Genomic DNA, 16,795 nt, shown 5'->3' with positions numbered 1-16,795 from the left:
CGAAAGGGTTCACCGCCATGCCAGAGACGCCTTCCACGAGCCGCAGAGGGCTGCTCTTCGGAGCCGCCGCCGTGTCCGCCGGAGTCCTCGTCGCCGGCTGTACCAGCAACGAGCCGAGCGACGCCGAGCCGACCGCCAACGACCGGTCGGCCGCCGACGACAAGCCCGGCAAGCCGGTCACCATCGGCTTCGCGGGACCGCAGGCCGACCACGGCTGGCTCAACGCCATCAACGACAACGCCGAGAAGCGCGCCAAGACGTACTCGGACGTCACCATGGAAGTCACCGAGGGCTCCAACGACACCGCCCAGCAGATCGGCCAGATCGAGACCCTCATCAACAAGAAGGTCGACGTCCTGGTGGTGCTGCCCGCCGACGGCAAGGCGCTGACCCAGGTCGGACTCAAGGCGATGCGCGCCGGCATCCCCGTCGTCAACCTCGACCGCGTCTTCAACTCCCCCCAGGCGTACCGTTGCTGGATCGGCGGTGACAACTACGGCATGGGCCTGAACGCCGGGCACTACATCGGCGAGAAGCTCAAGGACACCCCGAACGCCCGGGTCATCGAACTGGCCGGCCTGGACAACCTCGAGCTCACCAAGCAACGCACCCAGGGCTTCGACGACGCGCTGAAGAACTACCCCAACATCAAGAAGGTGGCCCGCCAGGCCGCCGACTTCACCGTCGAGTCCGGCCAGGCCAAGATGGCCCAACTCCTCCAGGCCCAGTCGAAGTTCGACGCACTGTGGAACCACGACGACGACCAGGGCGTGGGCGCGCTGCGCGCCATCGAACAGGCCGGGCGCGGCGACTTCCTCATGGTCGGCGGCGCGGGCGCGCTCTCCGCCTTCCAGGCCATCAAGGCGGACAACGGCGTCCTGAAGGCGACCGTGCTCTACCCGCCGTCGATGGCCGCCTCCGCGATCGACCTCGCCCGTGCCCTCGGCCAGGGCAAGGGTGTCGGCGGCCTCGCCGAGTTCGAGATCCCCACCTCGCTGACCTGCTACTCGGCCGTCGTCGACAAGGAGAACGTCGACCAGTACATGTCCACCGGCTTCAAGTGACGGAACCCCGCCCCACGGGCCTGGCCGGCCCACCGGGCGGGGCCACCCCCGCCCGCCACGACGACGAGGAGGACATCCGTATGGCACAGCCGCAGCAGTCGGACGGGGCGGAGACGGGGAAGCCACCCCTACGCGTCGGCATGGTCGGCTACGCCTTCATGGGCGCCGCCCACTCGCAGGGCTGGCGCACCGCGGGCCGCGTTTTCGACCTGCCGATGAGCCCCGAACTGGCCGTCGTCTGCGGCCGGGACGCCACCGCGGTGCGCGCGGCGGCCGACCGCCACGGCTGGGCGGACACCGAGACCGACTGGCGTGCCCTGGTCGAACGGGACGACGTCGACCTCGTCGACATCTGCACCCCCGGCGACAGCCACGCCGAGATCGCGACGGCCGCGCTCGCCGCGGGCAAGCACGTGCTGTGCGAGAAACCCCTCGCCAACACCGTCGCCGAAGCCGAAGCGATGGCCGAAGCCGCCGAACAGGCGCGACAACGGGGCCTGTCGGCGATGGTCGGCTTCAACTACCGCCGGGTCCCCGCGACCGCGCTGGCCCGGCGGATGGTGGCCGAGGACCGCATCGGCGCCCTCCGGCACGTGCGGGTGACGTACCTCCAGGACTGGCTGGTGGACCCCGCGTTCCCGCTGACCTGGCGGCTGCGCCGGGAACAGGCGGGCTCCGGCTCGCTCGGCGATCTCGGCGCGCACATCGTCGACCTCGCCCAGCACCTGGCGGGGGAGCGGCTGGCGGGGGTCTCCGCGCTCACCGAGACGTTCGTGAGGCAACGGCCGCTGCCCGCGGCGTCCACCAGCGGTCCGGCCGCCGTCGACAGTGCCGGCACCGGCGAGGTCACCGTGGACGACGCCGCCCTGTTCACCGGCCGCTTCGCCTCCGGCGCCCTCGCCTCCTTCGAGGCCACCCGGTACGCCACCGGCCGCAAGAACGCGCTGCGCATCGAACTCAACGGCGAGCGCGGGTCGCTGGCCTTCGACCTGGAACGGCTCAACGAACTCTCCTACCACGACGGCACCGAGCCCGCGGCGCACGCGGGTTTCCGCCGCATCCTGGTCACCGAACCCGACCACCCCTACCTGGACGCCTGGTGGCCGCCGGGCCACGGCCTCGGCTACGAGCACACCTTCGTGCACCAGGCCCGCGACCTGGTCCACGCCGTCGCCGAGGGCCGCACGCCCGAACCCTCCTTCGCCGACGGACTGCAGGTGCAGCGCGTCCTGGCGGCCGTGGAGGAGAGCGCCCAGAAGAACTCCGTCTACACGCCGATCACCGTCTGAAGACCTGAGGAAAGGCAGACCCGCGTGCCCCGCAATTTCACGCTGTTCACCGGCCAGTGGGCGGACCTCCCCCTCGAGGAGGTCTGCCGGCTCGCCCGCGACTTCGGCTACGACGGCCTCGAACTCGCCTGCTGGGGCGACCACTTCGAAGTCGACAAGGCACTCGCCGACCCGTCCTACGTTGACTCCCGGCGTCAGCTCCTCGACAAGTACGGCCTCAAGGCCTGGGCGATCTCCAACCACCTGGTCGGCCAGGCGGTGTGCGACGCCATCATCGACGAACGCCACCGGGCCATCCTGCCCGCCAGGATCTGGGGCGACGGCGAGGCCGAGGGCGTACGGCAGCGGGCCGCCGCCGAGATCAAGGACACCGCGCGCGCCGCGGCCCTCCTCGGCGTCGACACCGTCATCGGGTTCACCGGCTCGGCGATCTGGCACCTGGTCGCCATGTTCCCGCCCGTGCCCGAGTCGATGATCGACCGCGGCTACGAGGACTTCGCGACGCGCTGGAACCCGATCCTGGACGTCTTCGACGCCGAGGGCGTGCGGTTCGCGCACGAGGTCCACCCCAGCGAGATCGCCTACGACTACTGGACCACCGTCCGCGCACTGGACGCGGTCGACCGCCGGCCGGCCTTCGGGCTCAACTTCGACCCCTCCCACTTCGTGTGGCAGGACCTCGACCCGGTCGGCTTCCTGTGGGACTTCCGCGACCGGATCTACCACGTCGACTGCAAGGAGGCCCGCAAGCGCCTCGACGGCCGCAACGGCCGCCTCGGCTCCCATCTGCCCTGGGGCGACCCCCGACGCGGCTGGGACTTCGTCTCCGCCGGACACGGGGACGTCCCCTGGGAGGACGTCTTCCGCATGCTGCGCTCCATCGACTACCGGGGCCCCGTCTCCGTCGAATGGGAGGACGCCGGCATGGACCGCCTCCAGGGCGCCCCGGAGGCGCTGACCCGGCTGAAGGCGTACGACTTCGACCCGCCGTCGGCCTCCTTCGACGCGGCGTTCAACAGCTGAACCGCATGCCCGACGGCAGGTCGGGGACGGGGGCCGGAAGATCCGCCGGCCCCCGGTCCGACCTGCCCGAATCCCGCTTTGTCCTGCGTGGGGGAAAAGTGCAACCGGCCCTGGCCCAAGGGGTGTTCGTTCCGGATGAACGCGGTTACCGTCCCTGAAGTGTCCAGGACACCCACGCCGCCGGGGGTGACGGCGCACCCCGGCGCCCGCACCGCACGTCTTCGCACTCGTTCCGTACGGCCCCACCCCGTTCCCGGAGGGACTTCGTGCACAGAAGCAGACTCACATCCACCCACACCACGAGGCGCCCCAGACTTCGCACCACCCTCGCCCTGCTCACCGGCCTGATGCTGGCCGCGGGGACCCCGGCGACCGTCGCCGGCGCCCACCCCGGGCACCCGGAACACGATGAGCCGGCAGCCGCCGAGGGGCAGTTCCAGCAGGTACCGCTCGCCAAGGGCGAGCCCGAGACGGGCGAGCCGATGTCGCTCACCGTGCTCCCGGACCGCAGCGTCCTGCACACCTCGCGCGACGGCACGCTGCGCCTCACCGACCAGGCGGGTGTCACCAAGGTCGCCGGCAAGATCCCCGTCTACAGCCATGACGAGGAGGGCCTGCAGGGCGTCGGCATCGACCCGGACTTCAAGAACAACCGGGCGGTCTACCTCTACTACGCCCCGCCGCTCGACACCCCCGCGGGCGACGCCCCGGAGACCGGCACCGCCGCGGACTTCGCGAAGTTCGACGGCGTCAACCGCCTCTCCCGCTTCGTCCTCAACCCCAACGGCACGCTGGACATGGCCAGCGAGAAGAAGGTCCTGGACGTCGCGGCCTCCCGCGGCACCTGCTGCCACGTCGGTGGCGACATCGACTTCGACGCCGAGGGCAACCTCTACCTGTCCACCGGCGACGACACCAACCCCTTCTCCTCCGACGGCTTCACGCCGATCGACGAGCGACCGGACCGCAACCCGGCCTTCGACGCCCGCCGCAGCTCCGGCAACACCGACGACCTGCGCGGCAAGCTCCTGCGCGTCAAGGTCGCCGAGGACGGCTCGTACACCGTCCCGGAGGGCAACCTCTTCGCCCCCGGCACCGAGAAGACCCGTCCCGAGATCTACGCGATGGGCTTCCGCAACCCGTTCCGCATGAGCGTCGACGACAAGACCGGCACCGTCTACGTCGGCGAATACGGCCCCGACGCCGGCGCCGCCGACCCGAAGCGGGGCCCGGCGGGACAGGTCGAGTTCGCCAAGGTCACCGAGGCCGCCAACTTCGGCTGGCCGTTCTGCACCGGCGACAACGACGCCTACGTCGACTACGACTTCGCCACCAAGACCTCCGGTGAGAAGTTCGACTGCGCCGCCCCGAAGAACACCTCGCCGCACAACACCGGCCTCGTCGACCTGCCGCCCGCCCAGGCCGCCTGGATCCCGTACGACGGCGGTTCCGTGCCCGAGTTCGGCAGCGGCTCCGAGTCCCCGATGGCCGGCCCGGTCTACCGCTACGACCCCGAGCTCGACTCCAGTGTGAAGTTCCCCGAGGCGTACGACGGCGACTTCTTCGCGGGCGAGTTCGGCCGCCGCTGGATCAAGCGGATCGAGCAGAACGCGGACGGCTCCGTCGCGAAGATCAATGACTTCCCGTGGACCGGCACCCAGATCATGGACATGGAGTTCGGCCCCGACGGGGCGCTCTACGTCCTGGACTACGGCGTCTCCTGGTTCCAGGGCGACGACAACTCCGCGCTGTACCGGATCGAGAACGCCGAGGACGGCTTCTCCCCGATCGCCGAGGTGAGCGCCGACAAGACGTCCGGCGCGGCCGGCCTCAAGGTCGCCTTCACCGGCTCCGCCAAGGACGCCGACTCCCCGGACCTCACCTACAGCTGGGACTTCGGCGACGGCACCAAGGGCGAGGGCCTCAAGCCCACCCACAAGTACAAGAAGGTCGGCACCTACACCGCGACCTTCACCGCGAAGGACCCCGAGGGCAACACCGGTAACGCCAGCACCCGGATCGTGGTCGGCAACACCGAACCCAAGGTGAAGATCGAGGTCCCGGGCAACGGCAGCCTGGCCGCCTTCGGCGAGCCCGTTCCCTTCAAGGTGACCGTCACCGACCCCGAGGAGAAGGTCGACTGCTCCAAGGTCAAGGTCGCCTACAGCCTCGGCCACGACTCCCACGCCCACGAGCTGACCAGCGAGACGGGTTGTGAGGGCACCCTCAAGCCGCCCGCCGGAGACGGCGGTCACGACCCCAACGCCAACATCTACGGCGTCGTCGGCGCCGGCTACACCGACGGCGGGGCCAACGGCCAGGAAGCCCTGACCGGTACCGCCCGCACCGTGCTCCAGCCGCTGCACCGCCAGGCCGAGCACTTCACCGCCCAGTCGGGCGTGCAGACCTACGACAAGACCGGCGCCAACGGCGGCAAGACCGTCGGCGACATCAACGACGGCGACTGGATCTCCTTCAGCCCCTACCGGTTCGACGGGCAGAAGAAGCTGACCGTACGGGCCTCCTCCGGCGGCGCCGGCGGCTTCATCGAACTGCGCACCGGCTCGCCCGACGGCAAGCTGCACGGCTCGGCGTACATCCCGCCGACCGGCAGCTGGGAGACGTTCCAGAACGTCGACGTGCCGCTGCGGTCGCTGCCGAAGAGCACCACGGAGATCTACCTGGTCTTCAGGGGCGGCGACGGCGCACTGTACGACGTGGACGACTTCGAGTTCTCCACCCAGCCGTTCAAGGGCGGCAAGAAGGTGCTGGTCTTCTCCAGGACCGCCGGCTTCCGGCACGACTCCATCCCGGCCGGCGTCGCCGCCCTGAAGGAGCTCGGCGCCCCGGCCGGCATCACGGTCGACGCGACCGAGGAGGCCGGACAGTTCACCACGGCCAACCTCGCCAAGTACGACGCGGTGGCCTTCCTGTCCACCACCGGTGACGTCCTGAACGCCGGCCAGCAGAAGGCGTTCGAGAACTACGTCAGCAACGGAGGCGGCTACCTGGGCATCCACGCCGCCGCCGACACCGAGTACGACTGGGAGTTCTACGGCGGTCTCGTCGGCGCCCACTTCGACTCGCACCCGGCCATCCAGAAGGCCACCGTGCGCGTCGAGGACCACGACCACCCCTCCACCACGCACCTGGACGACGCGTGGGAGCGCACCGACGAGTGGTACAACTACCGCACCAACCCGCGTGAGCAGGCCAAGGTCCTCGCCACCCTCGACGAGACGACGTACCAGGGCGGCACCATGAAGGGCGACCACCCGATCGCCTGGTGCCAGAGCTACGGCGGCGGCCGCTCCTTCTACACCGGCGGTGGCCACACCAAGGATTCCTACGCCGAAGAGGCCTTCCGCACCCATCTGCTCGGCGGTCTGCAGTACGCCACCGGCCAGGTCAAGGCGGACTGCAAGCCGGGCAAGGACTACCGGAAGATCTTCAACGGCCAGACCCTGAACGGCTGGAAGCAGGCCGGCCCCGGCACGTTCAACGTCAAGGACGGCACCCTGGAGTCCGAGGGCGGCATGGGTCTGCTCTGGTACCAGGCCAAGGAGCTGACGTCGTACTCCCTCAAGCTCGACTGGAAGATGCGGGGCGACGACAACTCCGGGATCTTCGTGGGCTTCCCGGCCTCCGACGACCCCTGGTCCGCGGTGAACAAGGGCTACGAGATCCAGATCGACGCCACGGACGCGCCCGACCGCACCACGGGCTCCGTCTACTCGTTCAAGTCGGCGAACATCAAGGCCCGTGACCAGGTCCTGCGTCCGCCCGGCCAGTGGAACTCCTACGAGATCAAGGTCCAGGGCGAACGCCTCCAGGTGTTCCTCAACGGAGTCAGGATCAACGACTTCACCAACAAGGACCCCGAGCGGAGCCTGACCGACGGCCACATCGGCCTCCAGAACCACGGCGCCGCCGACCAGGTCTCCTTCCGCAACATCCAACTGAAGGAACTGCCCGCCAAGGGCGACTAGAACGGCGGCGGGCGGAGGACGCCGGACCTCCGCCCGCCGCCTTGCCGGGCCCCGCGCCCGGCATCCTGCTCGTCCGCCTCCGGCACTCGCATCCGGTTCGCGTACGACAAGGAGGCTGCCCATGTCCGCCGAACCGTCCCTGCCCCTCCCCTCCCCGGCCCCGCGCTTCGGCGTCTGGCTCATCGGGGCGCGCGGATCCGTGGCCACGACCGCGATCGCGGGTTGCGCCGCCGTCGTCGCCGGACTCCATCCGCCGACCGGCATGGTCACCGAGACCTCCGACTTCACCTCGTGCGGCCTGCCGCCGCTGTCGTCCCTCGTCTTCGGCGGCCACGACACCGTCGACTGCCCGCTGCCCAAACGTGCCGAACACCTCGCCGCCGGCGGCGTCCTGCCGCACGGTCTGCCCTCCGCCGTGCACGCCGAACTCACCGCAGCCGACCAGGAGATCAGGTCCGGAGGCCCCCTGCCCGGTGACACGGACGGCGGCTCGGGCCGCCACGACGACGAACTGATCGACGTGTTCGCGGCCGACATGCGCGACTTCGTGCGCCGCCAGGGACTTGCGGGCGCCGTCGTGGTGAACGTCGCCTCCACCGAACCCGCTCCCGCCGACGGCTCCCTGCCACCGAGCTCCCTCTACGCGGCGGCCGCCCTGCGCGCCGGCTGCCCCTACGTCAACTTCACCCCCTCGACGGGACTGCACCACCCGGCGCTGGCCTCGCCGGCGGAGGCCTCCGGCCTGCCCTGGGCGGGCCGCGACGGCAAGACCGGGCAGACACTGCTGCGCGCCGTCCTCGGCCCGATGTTCGCGGGCCGCGCGCTGGACGTGCGCGCCTGGTCCGGCACCAACCTGCTGGGCGGCGGCGACGGCGCGGCCCTGTCCGACCCGGCGGCCGCCGCCGCCAAGAACGCCGGCAAGGAACGCGTCCTCGCCGACACGCTCGGCGCGGCGCCGGAGGGCGAGGTCCACATCGACGACGTGCCGGCGCTCGGCGACTGGAAGACCGCCTGGGACCACATCGCCTTCGACGGCTTCCTCGGCACCCGCATGATCCTCCAGACCATCTGGCAGGGCTGCGACTCCGCCCTCGCGGCTCCGCTGGTCCTCGACCTGGCCCGCCTGACGGCCAGGGCCCACGAGAAGGGCCTGTCCGGCCCACTCGGCGAACTCGGCTACTTCTTCAAGGACCCGGTGGGACCGGGCCCGGCCGGCCTGGCGGAGCAGTACGCGCACCTCGTCGCGTTCGCGAGCCGCCTTCGGGACCCGGAGCCGGAGCTGGAGCGGGAGCCGGAGCCGGAGCCGGGGCGGGAACCGGAGCCAAAGGGCGCGGTGGGGCCCGGCAGTCCGTGGCGCGCATCCGGGGAGGAACGGTGAATCCGCGGAAGGAGACGGTACGCCCACGGGCGACGGGAGCCCACCGGCCGGCTTCCCCGGACACACCCGGAGGAGTTCGGGGGGCCGAGGGCAGGGGTGCTGATGACCGGTCGGGCGACGGCACCGACACCGATTCCCCGACGGGAGAGCGCGTGCTCCCGGGGGACGCCGGCCATCAGGGCGGCCGGGTCACCGATGCCGGGAAAAGCCGTGACGGCGACCGTGGTGCCGGGGCCGGGAGGGCGCCGTCCTCCGGCGTGGTCCGCCCGGGCGACGCTCTCGGGAGCCCGGACCGCCGTACCACCGAGGACCGTGCGGACCGGGCGGATCAGGCGGACCGTGCGGACCGGGCGGGCCGGCGTACGGCCCCGGACCGGGCGGGCTCCCGGCCGTCCGGCCGTCGGCGGGCCTGGGCCGAACTGCTGCGGCTGCCCGCCCTGTTCACCGTCCCCGGGGACGTACTGGCCGGGGCCGCCGCGGCCGGTGGGCGGCCGGGCGCCCGTACGCTGCTCGCCGTCGGCTCCTCCGTCTGCCTGTACGAGGCGGGCATGGCGCTCAACGACTGGGCGGACCGGGCGGAGGACGCCGCCGAGCGCCCGCACCGCCCGCTGCCCTCCGGCCGCATCCGCCCCGCCGCCGCCCTCGCCGCGGCCTGCGCCCTCACCGGTGCGGGACTGGCCCTCGCCGCACGCGCCGGCCGTCCCGCCCTCACGGTCGCCGCACCGCTCGCCGCCACCGTCTGGGCCTACGATCTCGCGCTCAAGCACACGCCCGCCGGTCCCGTGGCCATGGCGGCGGCCCGCGGCCTCGACCTCCTGCTGGGAGCGGCGGCCACCACCGGCCGTACCCGTGCGGCCCTGCCCTCCGCGGCCCTGCTCGGCACCCACACCCTCGCCGTCACGACCGTCTCCCGCCAGGAGACCCGGTACGGGTCGCCTCTGGCCCCCATGGCGGCGCTCGCCGTGACCGGCCTTCTCACCCGGATGCTGACCGGGCGCCGGGACCGGCCCCATCCGGCCGTGCCGCCGGGCGGGCCCACCGCCGGTCTCACCACCGCCCTCGCCGCCGCCTACGCGGCGACCGCCGCCCGCCCCTACTTCCACGCCGCCCTCAATCCCTCACCCCCGCTCACCCAACGTGCCGTCGGCGCCGGAATCCGCGCCACGATCCCGTTGCAGGCCGCCCTCAACGCCCGTAACGGCGCGCCCGTCCCGGCCCTGCTGATCGCCGCGCTCGCCCCCCTCGGAGCACGGTTCGCGAGGAAAGTGAGCGTGACATGAGCCCGTCCGGCGCATGGATCCCGGCGCCCGCGTCCGTCGGTGTCCCCGAAACCGCATCCGCGCCCGCCCCTACCCCCTCCCCTCCCCCCACCTCCACCCCCTTTCGCTTCGGCTACGGCACCAACGGTCTCGCCGACCTCCGTCTCGACGACGCCCTCGCCCTGCTCGCCGACCTCGGCTACGACGGTGTGGGGCTGACCCTCGACCACATGCACCTCGACCCGCTCGCCCCGGACCTCGCGGCGCGCACCCGCCGGGTCGCGCACCGGCTGGACGCGCTCGGGCTCGGCGTCACCGTGGAGACCGGCGCCCGCTACGTGCTGGACCCCCGCCGCAAACACGGCCCGTCGCTGCTGGACCCCGACCCGGACGACCGCGCCCGCCGCGTGGATCTGCTCGTCCGGGCCGTCGAGGTCGCCGCCGAGCTCGGTGCGCACGCCCTGCACTGTTTCAGCGGCATCGTCCCCACGGGCACGGACGAGGACACCGCCTGGAAACGCCTCGCCGAGACCCTCACCCCCGTCCTGGACGCCGCCGCCACCGCGGGCGTGCCGCTCGCCGTCGAACCGGAACCCGGTCACCTCCTCGCCACCCTCGCCGACTTCCACCGCCTGCGCCGCACCCTCGGGGATCCCGAATTCCTCGGCCTCACCCTGGACATCGGCCACTGCCAGTGCCTGGAACCTCTCCCTCCCGCCGACTGCGTACGGGAAGCCGCACCCTGGCTGCGCCACGTCCAGATCGAGGACATGCGCCGCGGTGTCCACGAACACCTGCCCTTCGGGGACGGCGAGATCGACTTCCCGCCCGTCCTCGCGGCCCTCGCCGCCACCGGCTACCAGGGCCTGACCGTCGTCGAACTGCCTCGCCACTCCCACGCGGGCCCCCGCTTCGCCGCGCACTCCCTCCCGTTCCTCAAGGCCGCCGCCCGCACCGCGGCGACCGCCACCGGCGCCGGCACGGCATCCGTCCCCGTGCCCCCGCTCGGCGATCCCTCCGCCACCCCCGAAGGGAGCAGCACCCCGTGAACCACCCCCATGCCACCCCGGCGACCCCGGAGGCGGCCACTCCCAGCGGCCCCGGGGTGGCCCCACGCCCCCCGGGAAACCCGGCAGCCGACGGCACCACCCCCGCCGCCCCTGCCGCCGCCCCGATCAACCCCGCCGTCACCCCGCCCGCCGAACTGCACCGCCTCCTCTCCGCCCGTCTCGATGCCGCCGCCCGCGCCTGGCTGGACCGGGCCCTCGACGAGGCCGCCGCCCACCCCGGCACCCACGGACCCATCTCCGTGTGGGAGCTGCGCCTGGCCGAGGCCGGCCGCCGCTGCGGCGGAGCCCACGCCGACGCCGCCCGCGTCCTGATCCTGCACACGGCCCGGGCCGGCACCGAGGAACTGGCCCGGGTCTACGACCAGGGCACCGCCGACGAACGCCGGGCGGTCCTGCACGCCCTGCCCCACCTCGTGCCCGGCCCCGACGCCCGCCCGCTCGTCGAGGACGCCCTGCGCGTCAACGACACCCGGCTCGTCGCCGCCGCCGTCGGCCCGTACTGCGCCCGGCACCTCGACGCCCACGCCTGGCGGCACGCCGTACTGAAGTGCCTGTTCACCGGCGTCGCCCTGGACCGGGTGACGGACCTGGCCCGGCGGGCCCGCGGCGACGGCGAACTCGCCCGCATGCTCGGCGACTACGCCGACGAGCGCACCGCCGCCGGCCGCCCCGTCCCGGAGGACCTGCACCGCGTGCGGGCCCTGGCCCTGGCCCCCGCCGAGCCCGCCCCCGTCTCCTCCACCCCGAGTCACACCACGGACGACCCCCACGGCAAGGAGTCCTGATGCGCCTCTTCGACCCCCACATCCACATGACGTCGCGGACCACCGACGACTACGAGGCCCTGTACACGGCGGGCGTCCGCGCCGTCGTCGAACCCGCCTTCTGGCTCGGCCAGCCCCGCACCTCGCCGGCCTCCTTCACCGACTACTTCGACTCCCTCCTCGGCTGGGAACCCTTCCGTGCCGCCCAGTACGGCATCGCCCACCACTGCACCATCGCCCTCAACCCCAAGGAGGCGAACGACCCGCGCTGCACGCCCGTCCTCGACCTGCTGCCCCGGTATCTCGTCAAGGACAACGTCGTCGCCGTCGGCGAGATCGGCTACGACTCCATGACGCCCGCCGAGGACACCGCGCTCGCCGTCCAGCTCCAGCTCGCCGCCGACCACGGCCTGCCCGCCCTGGTGCACACACCGCACCGCGACAAGCTCGCCGGACTGCGCCGCACCCTCGACGTCGTACGGGAGTCCGCGCTGCCCATGGAGCACGTCCTGATCGACCATCTCAACGAGACCACCGTCAAGGAGGCCAAGGACAGCGGCTGCTGGCTCGGCTTCTCCGTCTATCCCGACACCAAGATGGACGAGGAACGGATGGTCGCGATCCTGCGCTCCCACGGCCCCGAGCGGGTCCTGGTGAACTCCGCCGCCGACTGGGGAAAGAGCGACCCGCTCAAGACCCGCAAGGTCGCCGACCTGATGCTCGCCGAAGGCTTCACCGAGGACGACGTCGACCGGGTCCTGTGGCGCAACCCCGTCGCCTTCTACGGGCTCAGCGGCCGGCTCGCCCTCGACGTTCCCGCCCCCGAGGCCACCCACGAGGGCAACTCCATCCAGCGCGGCGTCCCGAAGGACGAGCCCCCGCGGACGGCCGGCGTCGCCGCCGCGGAGGCGTGAGCCATGCGCTTCCGCCACCCCGACGGATCCACCGTCCACCTCGCCTACTGCACCAACGTGCACCCGGCCGAGACCCTCGACGGCGTCCTCGCCCAGCTGCGGGACCACTGCGAACCCGTCCGCCGCCGGCTCGGCCGCGACCGGCTCGGCATCGGCCTGTGGCTCGCCAAGGACGCCGCCCGCGCCCTCGTCACCGACCCGTCCGCCCTGCGCGGTCTGCGCTGCGAACTCGACCGGCGCGGCCTCGAGGTCGTCACCCTCAACGGCTTCCCCTACGAGGGATTCGGCGCCGAGGAGGTCAAGTACCGCGTCTACACACCGGACTGGGCCGACCCCGAACGTCTGGAGTACACCACCTCCCTGGCCCGCCTCCTCGCCGGACTGCTCCCCGACGACGTTGTCGACGGCAGCATCTCCACCCTGCCGCTGGCCTGGCGCACCGCCCACGACACGGAGCGCGCCGAAGCCTCCCGCACCGCACTGCGCACCCTCGCCGAACGCCTCGACGCCCTCCAGGAGCTGACCGGGCGTTCCATCCGCATCGCCCTGGAGCCGGAACCCGGCTGCGTCGTCGAAACCACCCACGACGCCATCGAACCGCTCACCGCGATCGGCCACGACCGCATCGGCATCTGCGTCGACACCTGCCACCTCGCCACCTCCTTCGAAGATCCGCACACCGCCCTGGACGACCTCGCCCGGGCCGGTGTCCCCGTGGTCAAGTCCCAGCTCTCCGCCGCCCTGCACGCCGAGCAGCCCCATCTGCCCGAGGTCCGCGAGGCCCTGCGCGCCTTCGCCGAGCCCCGCTTCCTGCACCAGACCCGCACCTCCACCGCCGCCGGGCTGCGCGGCACCGACGACCTCGCCGAGGCCCTGGCCGGCGACACCCTGCCCGACGGGGCGCCCTGGCGCGCCCACTTCCACGTCCCGCTGCACTCGGCTCCCACCGCGCCCCTCACCTCCACGCTGCCCGTTCTGAAGTCCGCCCTGACCCGCCTCGTCGGCGGTCCGCACCCCCTCACCCGTCACCTCGAGGTCGAGACCTACACCTGGCAGGCCCTCCCACCCGAGCTGCGGCCCAAGGGCCGTGCCCAGCTCGCCGACGGCATCGCCGCCGAACTCACCCTCGCCCGCGACCTGCTGACGGACCTAGGCCTGAAGGAACTCCCTTGACCCCGGACCCCACCCCGGACCGCACCGCGGAACCGGTACCAGAACCCGCGGCCGCCGGCCCCACCCCCCTCCTCGTCCTCGACGTCGTGGGCCTCACCCCCCGCCTCCTCGACCACATGCCCCATCTCAAGAGGCTCGGCCAGTCCGGCTCCCGCGCACCGCTCGGCACCGTGCTGCCCGCCGTCACCTGCGCCGCCCAGTCCACCTTCCTCACCGGCACCCTCCCCTCCGAACACGGCATCGTCGGCAACGGCTGGTACTTCCGCGAGCTCGGCGACGTCCTGCTGTGGCGCCAGCACAACGGTCTCGTCTCCGGGGACAAAATCTGGGACGCCGCCCGCCGCGCGCACCCCGGCTACACCGTCGCCAACATCTGCTGGTGGTACGCCATGGGCGCCGACACCGACATCACCGTCACCCCCCGCCCGGTCTACTACGCCGACGGCCGCAAGGAGCCGGACTGCTACACCAGGCCGCCCGCCCTGCACGACGAACTCACCGAGAAGTTCGGCACGTTCCCCCTGTTCCACTTCTGGGGGCCCGGAGCCGACCTCGCCTCCAGCCGGTGGATCATCGACGCCACCCGCCACATCATGCGGACCCGCCACCCCGACCTGACCCTCTGCTACCTCCCCCATCTCGACTACGACCTGCAGCGCTTCGGCCCCGACGACCCGCGCTCCCTGAAAGCCGCCGCGGACCTGGACGCCGCCCTGGCCCCGCTGCTCGACGACGCGCGCGCCGAGGGCCGTACCGTCGTCGCCCTGTCCGAGTACGGCATCACCCGGGTGAACCGGACCGTGGACATCAACCGCGTCCTGCGCCGCGCGGGCCTGCTGGAGGTGCACACGCAGGACGGCATGGAGTACCTCGACCCGATGGCCTCGCGCGCCTTCGCGGTCGCCGACCACCAGATCGCCCATGTCTACGTGCGCCGCCCCGAGGACCTCGACGCCACCCGGGCCGCCCTCGAAGGGCTGCCCGGCATCGACCAACTCCTGGACGACGAGGGCAAGAAGGCCCATCACCTCGACCATCCGCGCGCCGGTGAACTGGTCGCCGTCGCCGAACCCGACGCCTGGTTCACGTACTACTACTGGCTCGACGACGAGCGCGCACCCGACTTCGCGCAGCTCGTCGAGATCCACCGCAAACCCGGCTACGACCCGGTCGAGCTCTTCATGGACCCCCTCGACCCGTACGTCAAGGTGAAGGCGGCCACCGCGCTGGCGCGCAAGAAACTCGGCATGCGCTACCGGATGGCGGTCGTGCCCCTCGACCCGTCACCTATTCGGGGCAGCCACGGCCGCCTCCCGGCGAGCGACGACGACGGTCCGCTCCTCATCTGCTCCACCCCCCGTGCCGTCGGAGACCGCGTCGCGGCCACCGATGTCAAGCAACTCCTGCTCCAACTCGCCGGACTCGGCTGACGCACCACCACGGCTGACGCACCACCACTCAGGGCCTCCGAGATCCAGCTACGGAGAGTGAAACACACGGCACTGACAACGGTCGGTCCCGGCGGGACCGGAACCGGCCACGACCGAGAAGGCAGGCCACTTGTGACCCCGTACTCCGACCCCTCCCGCACCGAGGCCGTCATCGCCTCGGCCACCGACGCCCCGGACGAGGGACTGCGACGCTCCCTGGGCGTGGACCGGCGCCGTTTCCTCAGCACCTGCACCGCCGTGGCGGCCGGAGCCGTCGCGCTCCCCGTCTTCGGGGCCGCCCCCGCCCTGGCCCACGACCGCGGCAGAGACCACGGGCACGACCACGGCCATGGCGGGCAGGTGCTCGTCCCACCGCACAAGCGCGGCATCATCCTCTACACCGTCCGCGACGCCACCGGCCGCGATCCCCTGTCCACCGATCTGCCGTCCGGCTTCCGCGAGGTGTTCAAGCAGCTGGCCCGCCACGGCTACCGCCAGGTGGAGTTCGCCGGCTACAACCAGCACGCGAACGCACCCGGCGGCGCCAGTCTCGAATCCGTCGCGGGGGCCAGGCTGCTGCGCTCCTGGCTCGACGACTACGGCCTGCGCGCCCAGGGCAACCACGGCTTCATCCCGTCCTCCTGGCCGTTGACCACGGCGGACCTGGACACCTTCAAGAAGCACCTCGAGATCGCCAACATCCTCGGCCTGGACCACATGGGCACCGGCGGCGACCCCACCGGCAGCTCCTATCGCGCCGACTGGGACGTGGCCGCCGACAAGTGGAACGCCCTCGGCGCGATCGCCCGCCGCGAGGGCGTCAAGCTCTATACCCACAACCACGACGGTGCCTACGGCTTCCTGCTCGACCGCGGCCCCCTGGACGACCAGGGCCGGCCCACCCGCAGTTCGGGCATCCGGAAGCTGGAGTACTTCCTCAAGGTCACCGACCCGAAGACCGTCTGGCTGGAGATGGACATCTTCTGGGCGCATGTCGCCCAGTACAAGTTCCACACGTACACGGCCCACGACGGCTCCACGCGCAGGAACGTCTTCGACCCGGCCGGCCTGGTCGCCCGCAACAACAAGCGTTACCCGCTCTTCCACGCCAAGGACGGCGTCGTCAGCACGACCAACGGCATGGGCTACGAGATGGTTCCCTTCGGAACCGGAGTCATCGACTACACGACGTTCTTCTCCCGGGTCGGGCAGCACAACTACCGCAACCCGATGGTCGAGGACGACAACGCCCCGAGCGCCACCGACCCCGGGCAGTCGCTGCGGGAGGCCAAGATCAGCTACGACAACCTGGCGGCCCTCCGCAAGCGGCGCCGCTGACCGGGAACACGGACCGGGAACACGGACCGGGCGGGGCCCCCCCCCCGGGGGGGGGGGGGGGCGGCCCGGGGGGGGGGGGGCCGCGGGCGGTCCCGGGGGCCGTG

At 72.2% G+C, this 16,795-nt stretch carries 12 protein-coding genes; all 12 read left to right on the top strand.

Annotated elements, in window-relative coordinates; translation table 11 throughout:
* Positions 1-17: 17 nt before the first annotated feature.
* The 12 genes from ACFYQA_RS27750 (at position 18) to ACFYQA_RS27695 (ending at position 16,691) form a co-directional block, all read left to right on the top strand.
* Complete coding sequence (locus ACFYQA_RS27750; protein WP_388923281.1) at positions 18-1,064, top strand: substrate-binding domain-containing protein; 1,047 nt, start codon at positions 18-20, stop codon at positions 1,062-1,064.
* A gap of 80 nt (positions 1,065-1,144) precedes the next feature.
* Positions 1,145-2,353: a Gfo/Idh/MocA family protein gene (locus tag ACFYQA_RS27745; RefSeq protein WP_388923311.1), complete on the top strand. Its 1,209-nt coding sequence runs from the start codon at positions 1,145-1,147 to the stop codon at positions 2,351-2,353.
* Positions 2,354-2,377: 24 nt separating this feature from the next.
* Entirely contained in the window at positions 2,378-3,376 is a 999-nt protein-coding gene (locus ACFYQA_RS27740; RefSeq protein WP_388923278.1) for a sugar phosphate isomerase/epimerase family protein, read from the top strand.
* Positions 3,377-3,642: 266 nt separating this feature from the next.
* The gene (locus ACFYQA_RS27735) at positions 3,643-7,365 is read left to right on the top strand and encodes a ThuA domain-containing protein (protein ID WP_388923275.1); all 3,723 of its coding nucleotides are present in this window, start codon (positions 3,643-3,645) and stop codon (positions 7,363-7,365) included.
* Positions 7,366-7,486: 121 nt separating this feature from the next.
* A complete protein-coding gene (locus ACFYQA_RS27730; protein WP_388923270.1) occupies positions 7,487-8,743 on the top strand; it encodes an inositol-3-phosphate synthase in 1,257 nt (418 codons plus the stop codon).
* Positions 8,744-8,895: 152 nt separating this feature from the next.
* Positions 8,896-10,023, top strand: a complete 1,128-nt coding sequence (locus ACFYQA_RS27725; RefSeq protein ID WP_388923265.1) for an SCO3242 family prenyltransferase — start codon at positions 8,896-8,898, stop codon at positions 10,021-10,023.
* The gene (locus ACFYQA_RS27720) at positions 10,020-11,051 is read left to right on the top strand and encodes a sugar phosphate isomerase/epimerase family protein (protein WP_388923262.1); all 1,032 of its coding nucleotides are present in this window, start codon (positions 10,020-10,022) and stop codon (positions 11,049-11,051) included. The genes ACFYQA_RS27725 and ACFYQA_RS27720 overlap by 4 nt, the downstream gene beginning before the upstream one ends.
* On the top strand, positions 11,048-11,857 hold the full coding sequence (locus tag ACFYQA_RS27715) for an EboA domain-containing protein (protein ID WP_388923259.1): 810 nt from the start codon (positions 11,048-11,050) through the stop codon (positions 11,855-11,857). The genes ACFYQA_RS27720 and ACFYQA_RS27715 overlap by 4 nt, the downstream gene beginning before the upstream one ends.
* The gene (locus tag ACFYQA_RS27710; RefSeq protein WP_388923256.1) at positions 11,857-12,750 is read left to right on the top strand and encodes a TatD family hydrolase; all 894 of its coding nucleotides are present in this window, start codon (positions 11,857-11,859) and stop codon (positions 12,748-12,750) included. Before ACFYQA_RS27715 ends, ACFYQA_RS27710 begins: the two co-directional genes overlap by 1 nt.
* 3 nt (positions 12,751-12,753) lie before the next feature.
* Complete coding sequence (gene eboE, locus ACFYQA_RS27705; protein WP_388923253.1) at positions 12,754-13,923, top strand: metabolite traffic protein EboE; 1,170 nt, start codon at positions 12,754-12,756, stop codon at positions 13,921-13,923.
* On the top strand, positions 13,920-15,353 hold the full coding sequence (locus tag ACFYQA_RS27700; protein WP_388923251.1) for an alkaline phosphatase family protein: 1,434 nt from the start codon (positions 13,920-13,922) through the stop codon (positions 15,351-15,353). The genes eboE and ACFYQA_RS27700 overlap by 4 nt, the downstream gene beginning before the upstream one ends.
* A gap of 132 nt (positions 15,354-15,485) precedes the next feature.
* A complete protein-coding gene (locus tag ACFYQA_RS27695; RefSeq protein WP_388923248.1) occupies positions 15,486-16,691 on the top strand; it encodes a sugar phosphate isomerase/epimerase family protein in 1,206 nt (401 codons plus the stop codon).
* Positions 16,692-16,795: the final 104 nt, after the last annotated feature.

The sequence above is a fragment of the Streptomyces sp. NPDC005774 genome (assembly GCF_042871645.1).
GTDB lineage: Bacteria > Actinomycetota > Actinomycetes > Streptomycetales > Streptomycetaceae > Streptomyces > Streptomyces pratens.
This window is presented reverse-complemented; position numbering and strand designations above follow the sequence as displayed.

What these genes read in the sequence shown, in the direction of transcription:
- ACFYQA_RS27750 (WP_388923281.1), top strand. Translation starts at nt 18, where the DNA reads ATGCCAGAGACGCCTTCCACGAGCCGCAGAGGGCTGCTCTTCGGAGCC.
- ACFYQA_RS27745 (WP_388923311.1), top strand. Translation starts at nt 1,145, where the DNA reads ATGGCACAGCCGCAGCAGTCGGACGGGGCGGAGACGGGGAAGCCACCC.
- ACFYQA_RS27730 (WP_388923270.1), top strand. Translation starts at nt 7,487, where the DNA reads ATGTCCGCCGAACCGTCCCTGCCCCTCCCCTCCCCGGCCCCGCGCTTC.
- ACFYQA_RS27720 (WP_388923262.1), top strand. Translation starts at nt 10,020, where the DNA reads ATGAGCCCGTCCGGCGCATGGATCCCGGCGCCCGCGTCCGTCGGTGTC.
- ACFYQA_RS27710 (WP_388923256.1), top strand. Translation starts at nt 11,857, where the DNA reads ATGCGCCTCTTCGACCCCCACATCCACATGACGTCGCGGACCACCGAC.
- eboE (WP_388923253.1), top strand. Translation starts at nt 12,754, where the DNA reads ATGCGCTTCCGCCACCCCGACGGATCCACCGTCCACCTCGCCTACTGC.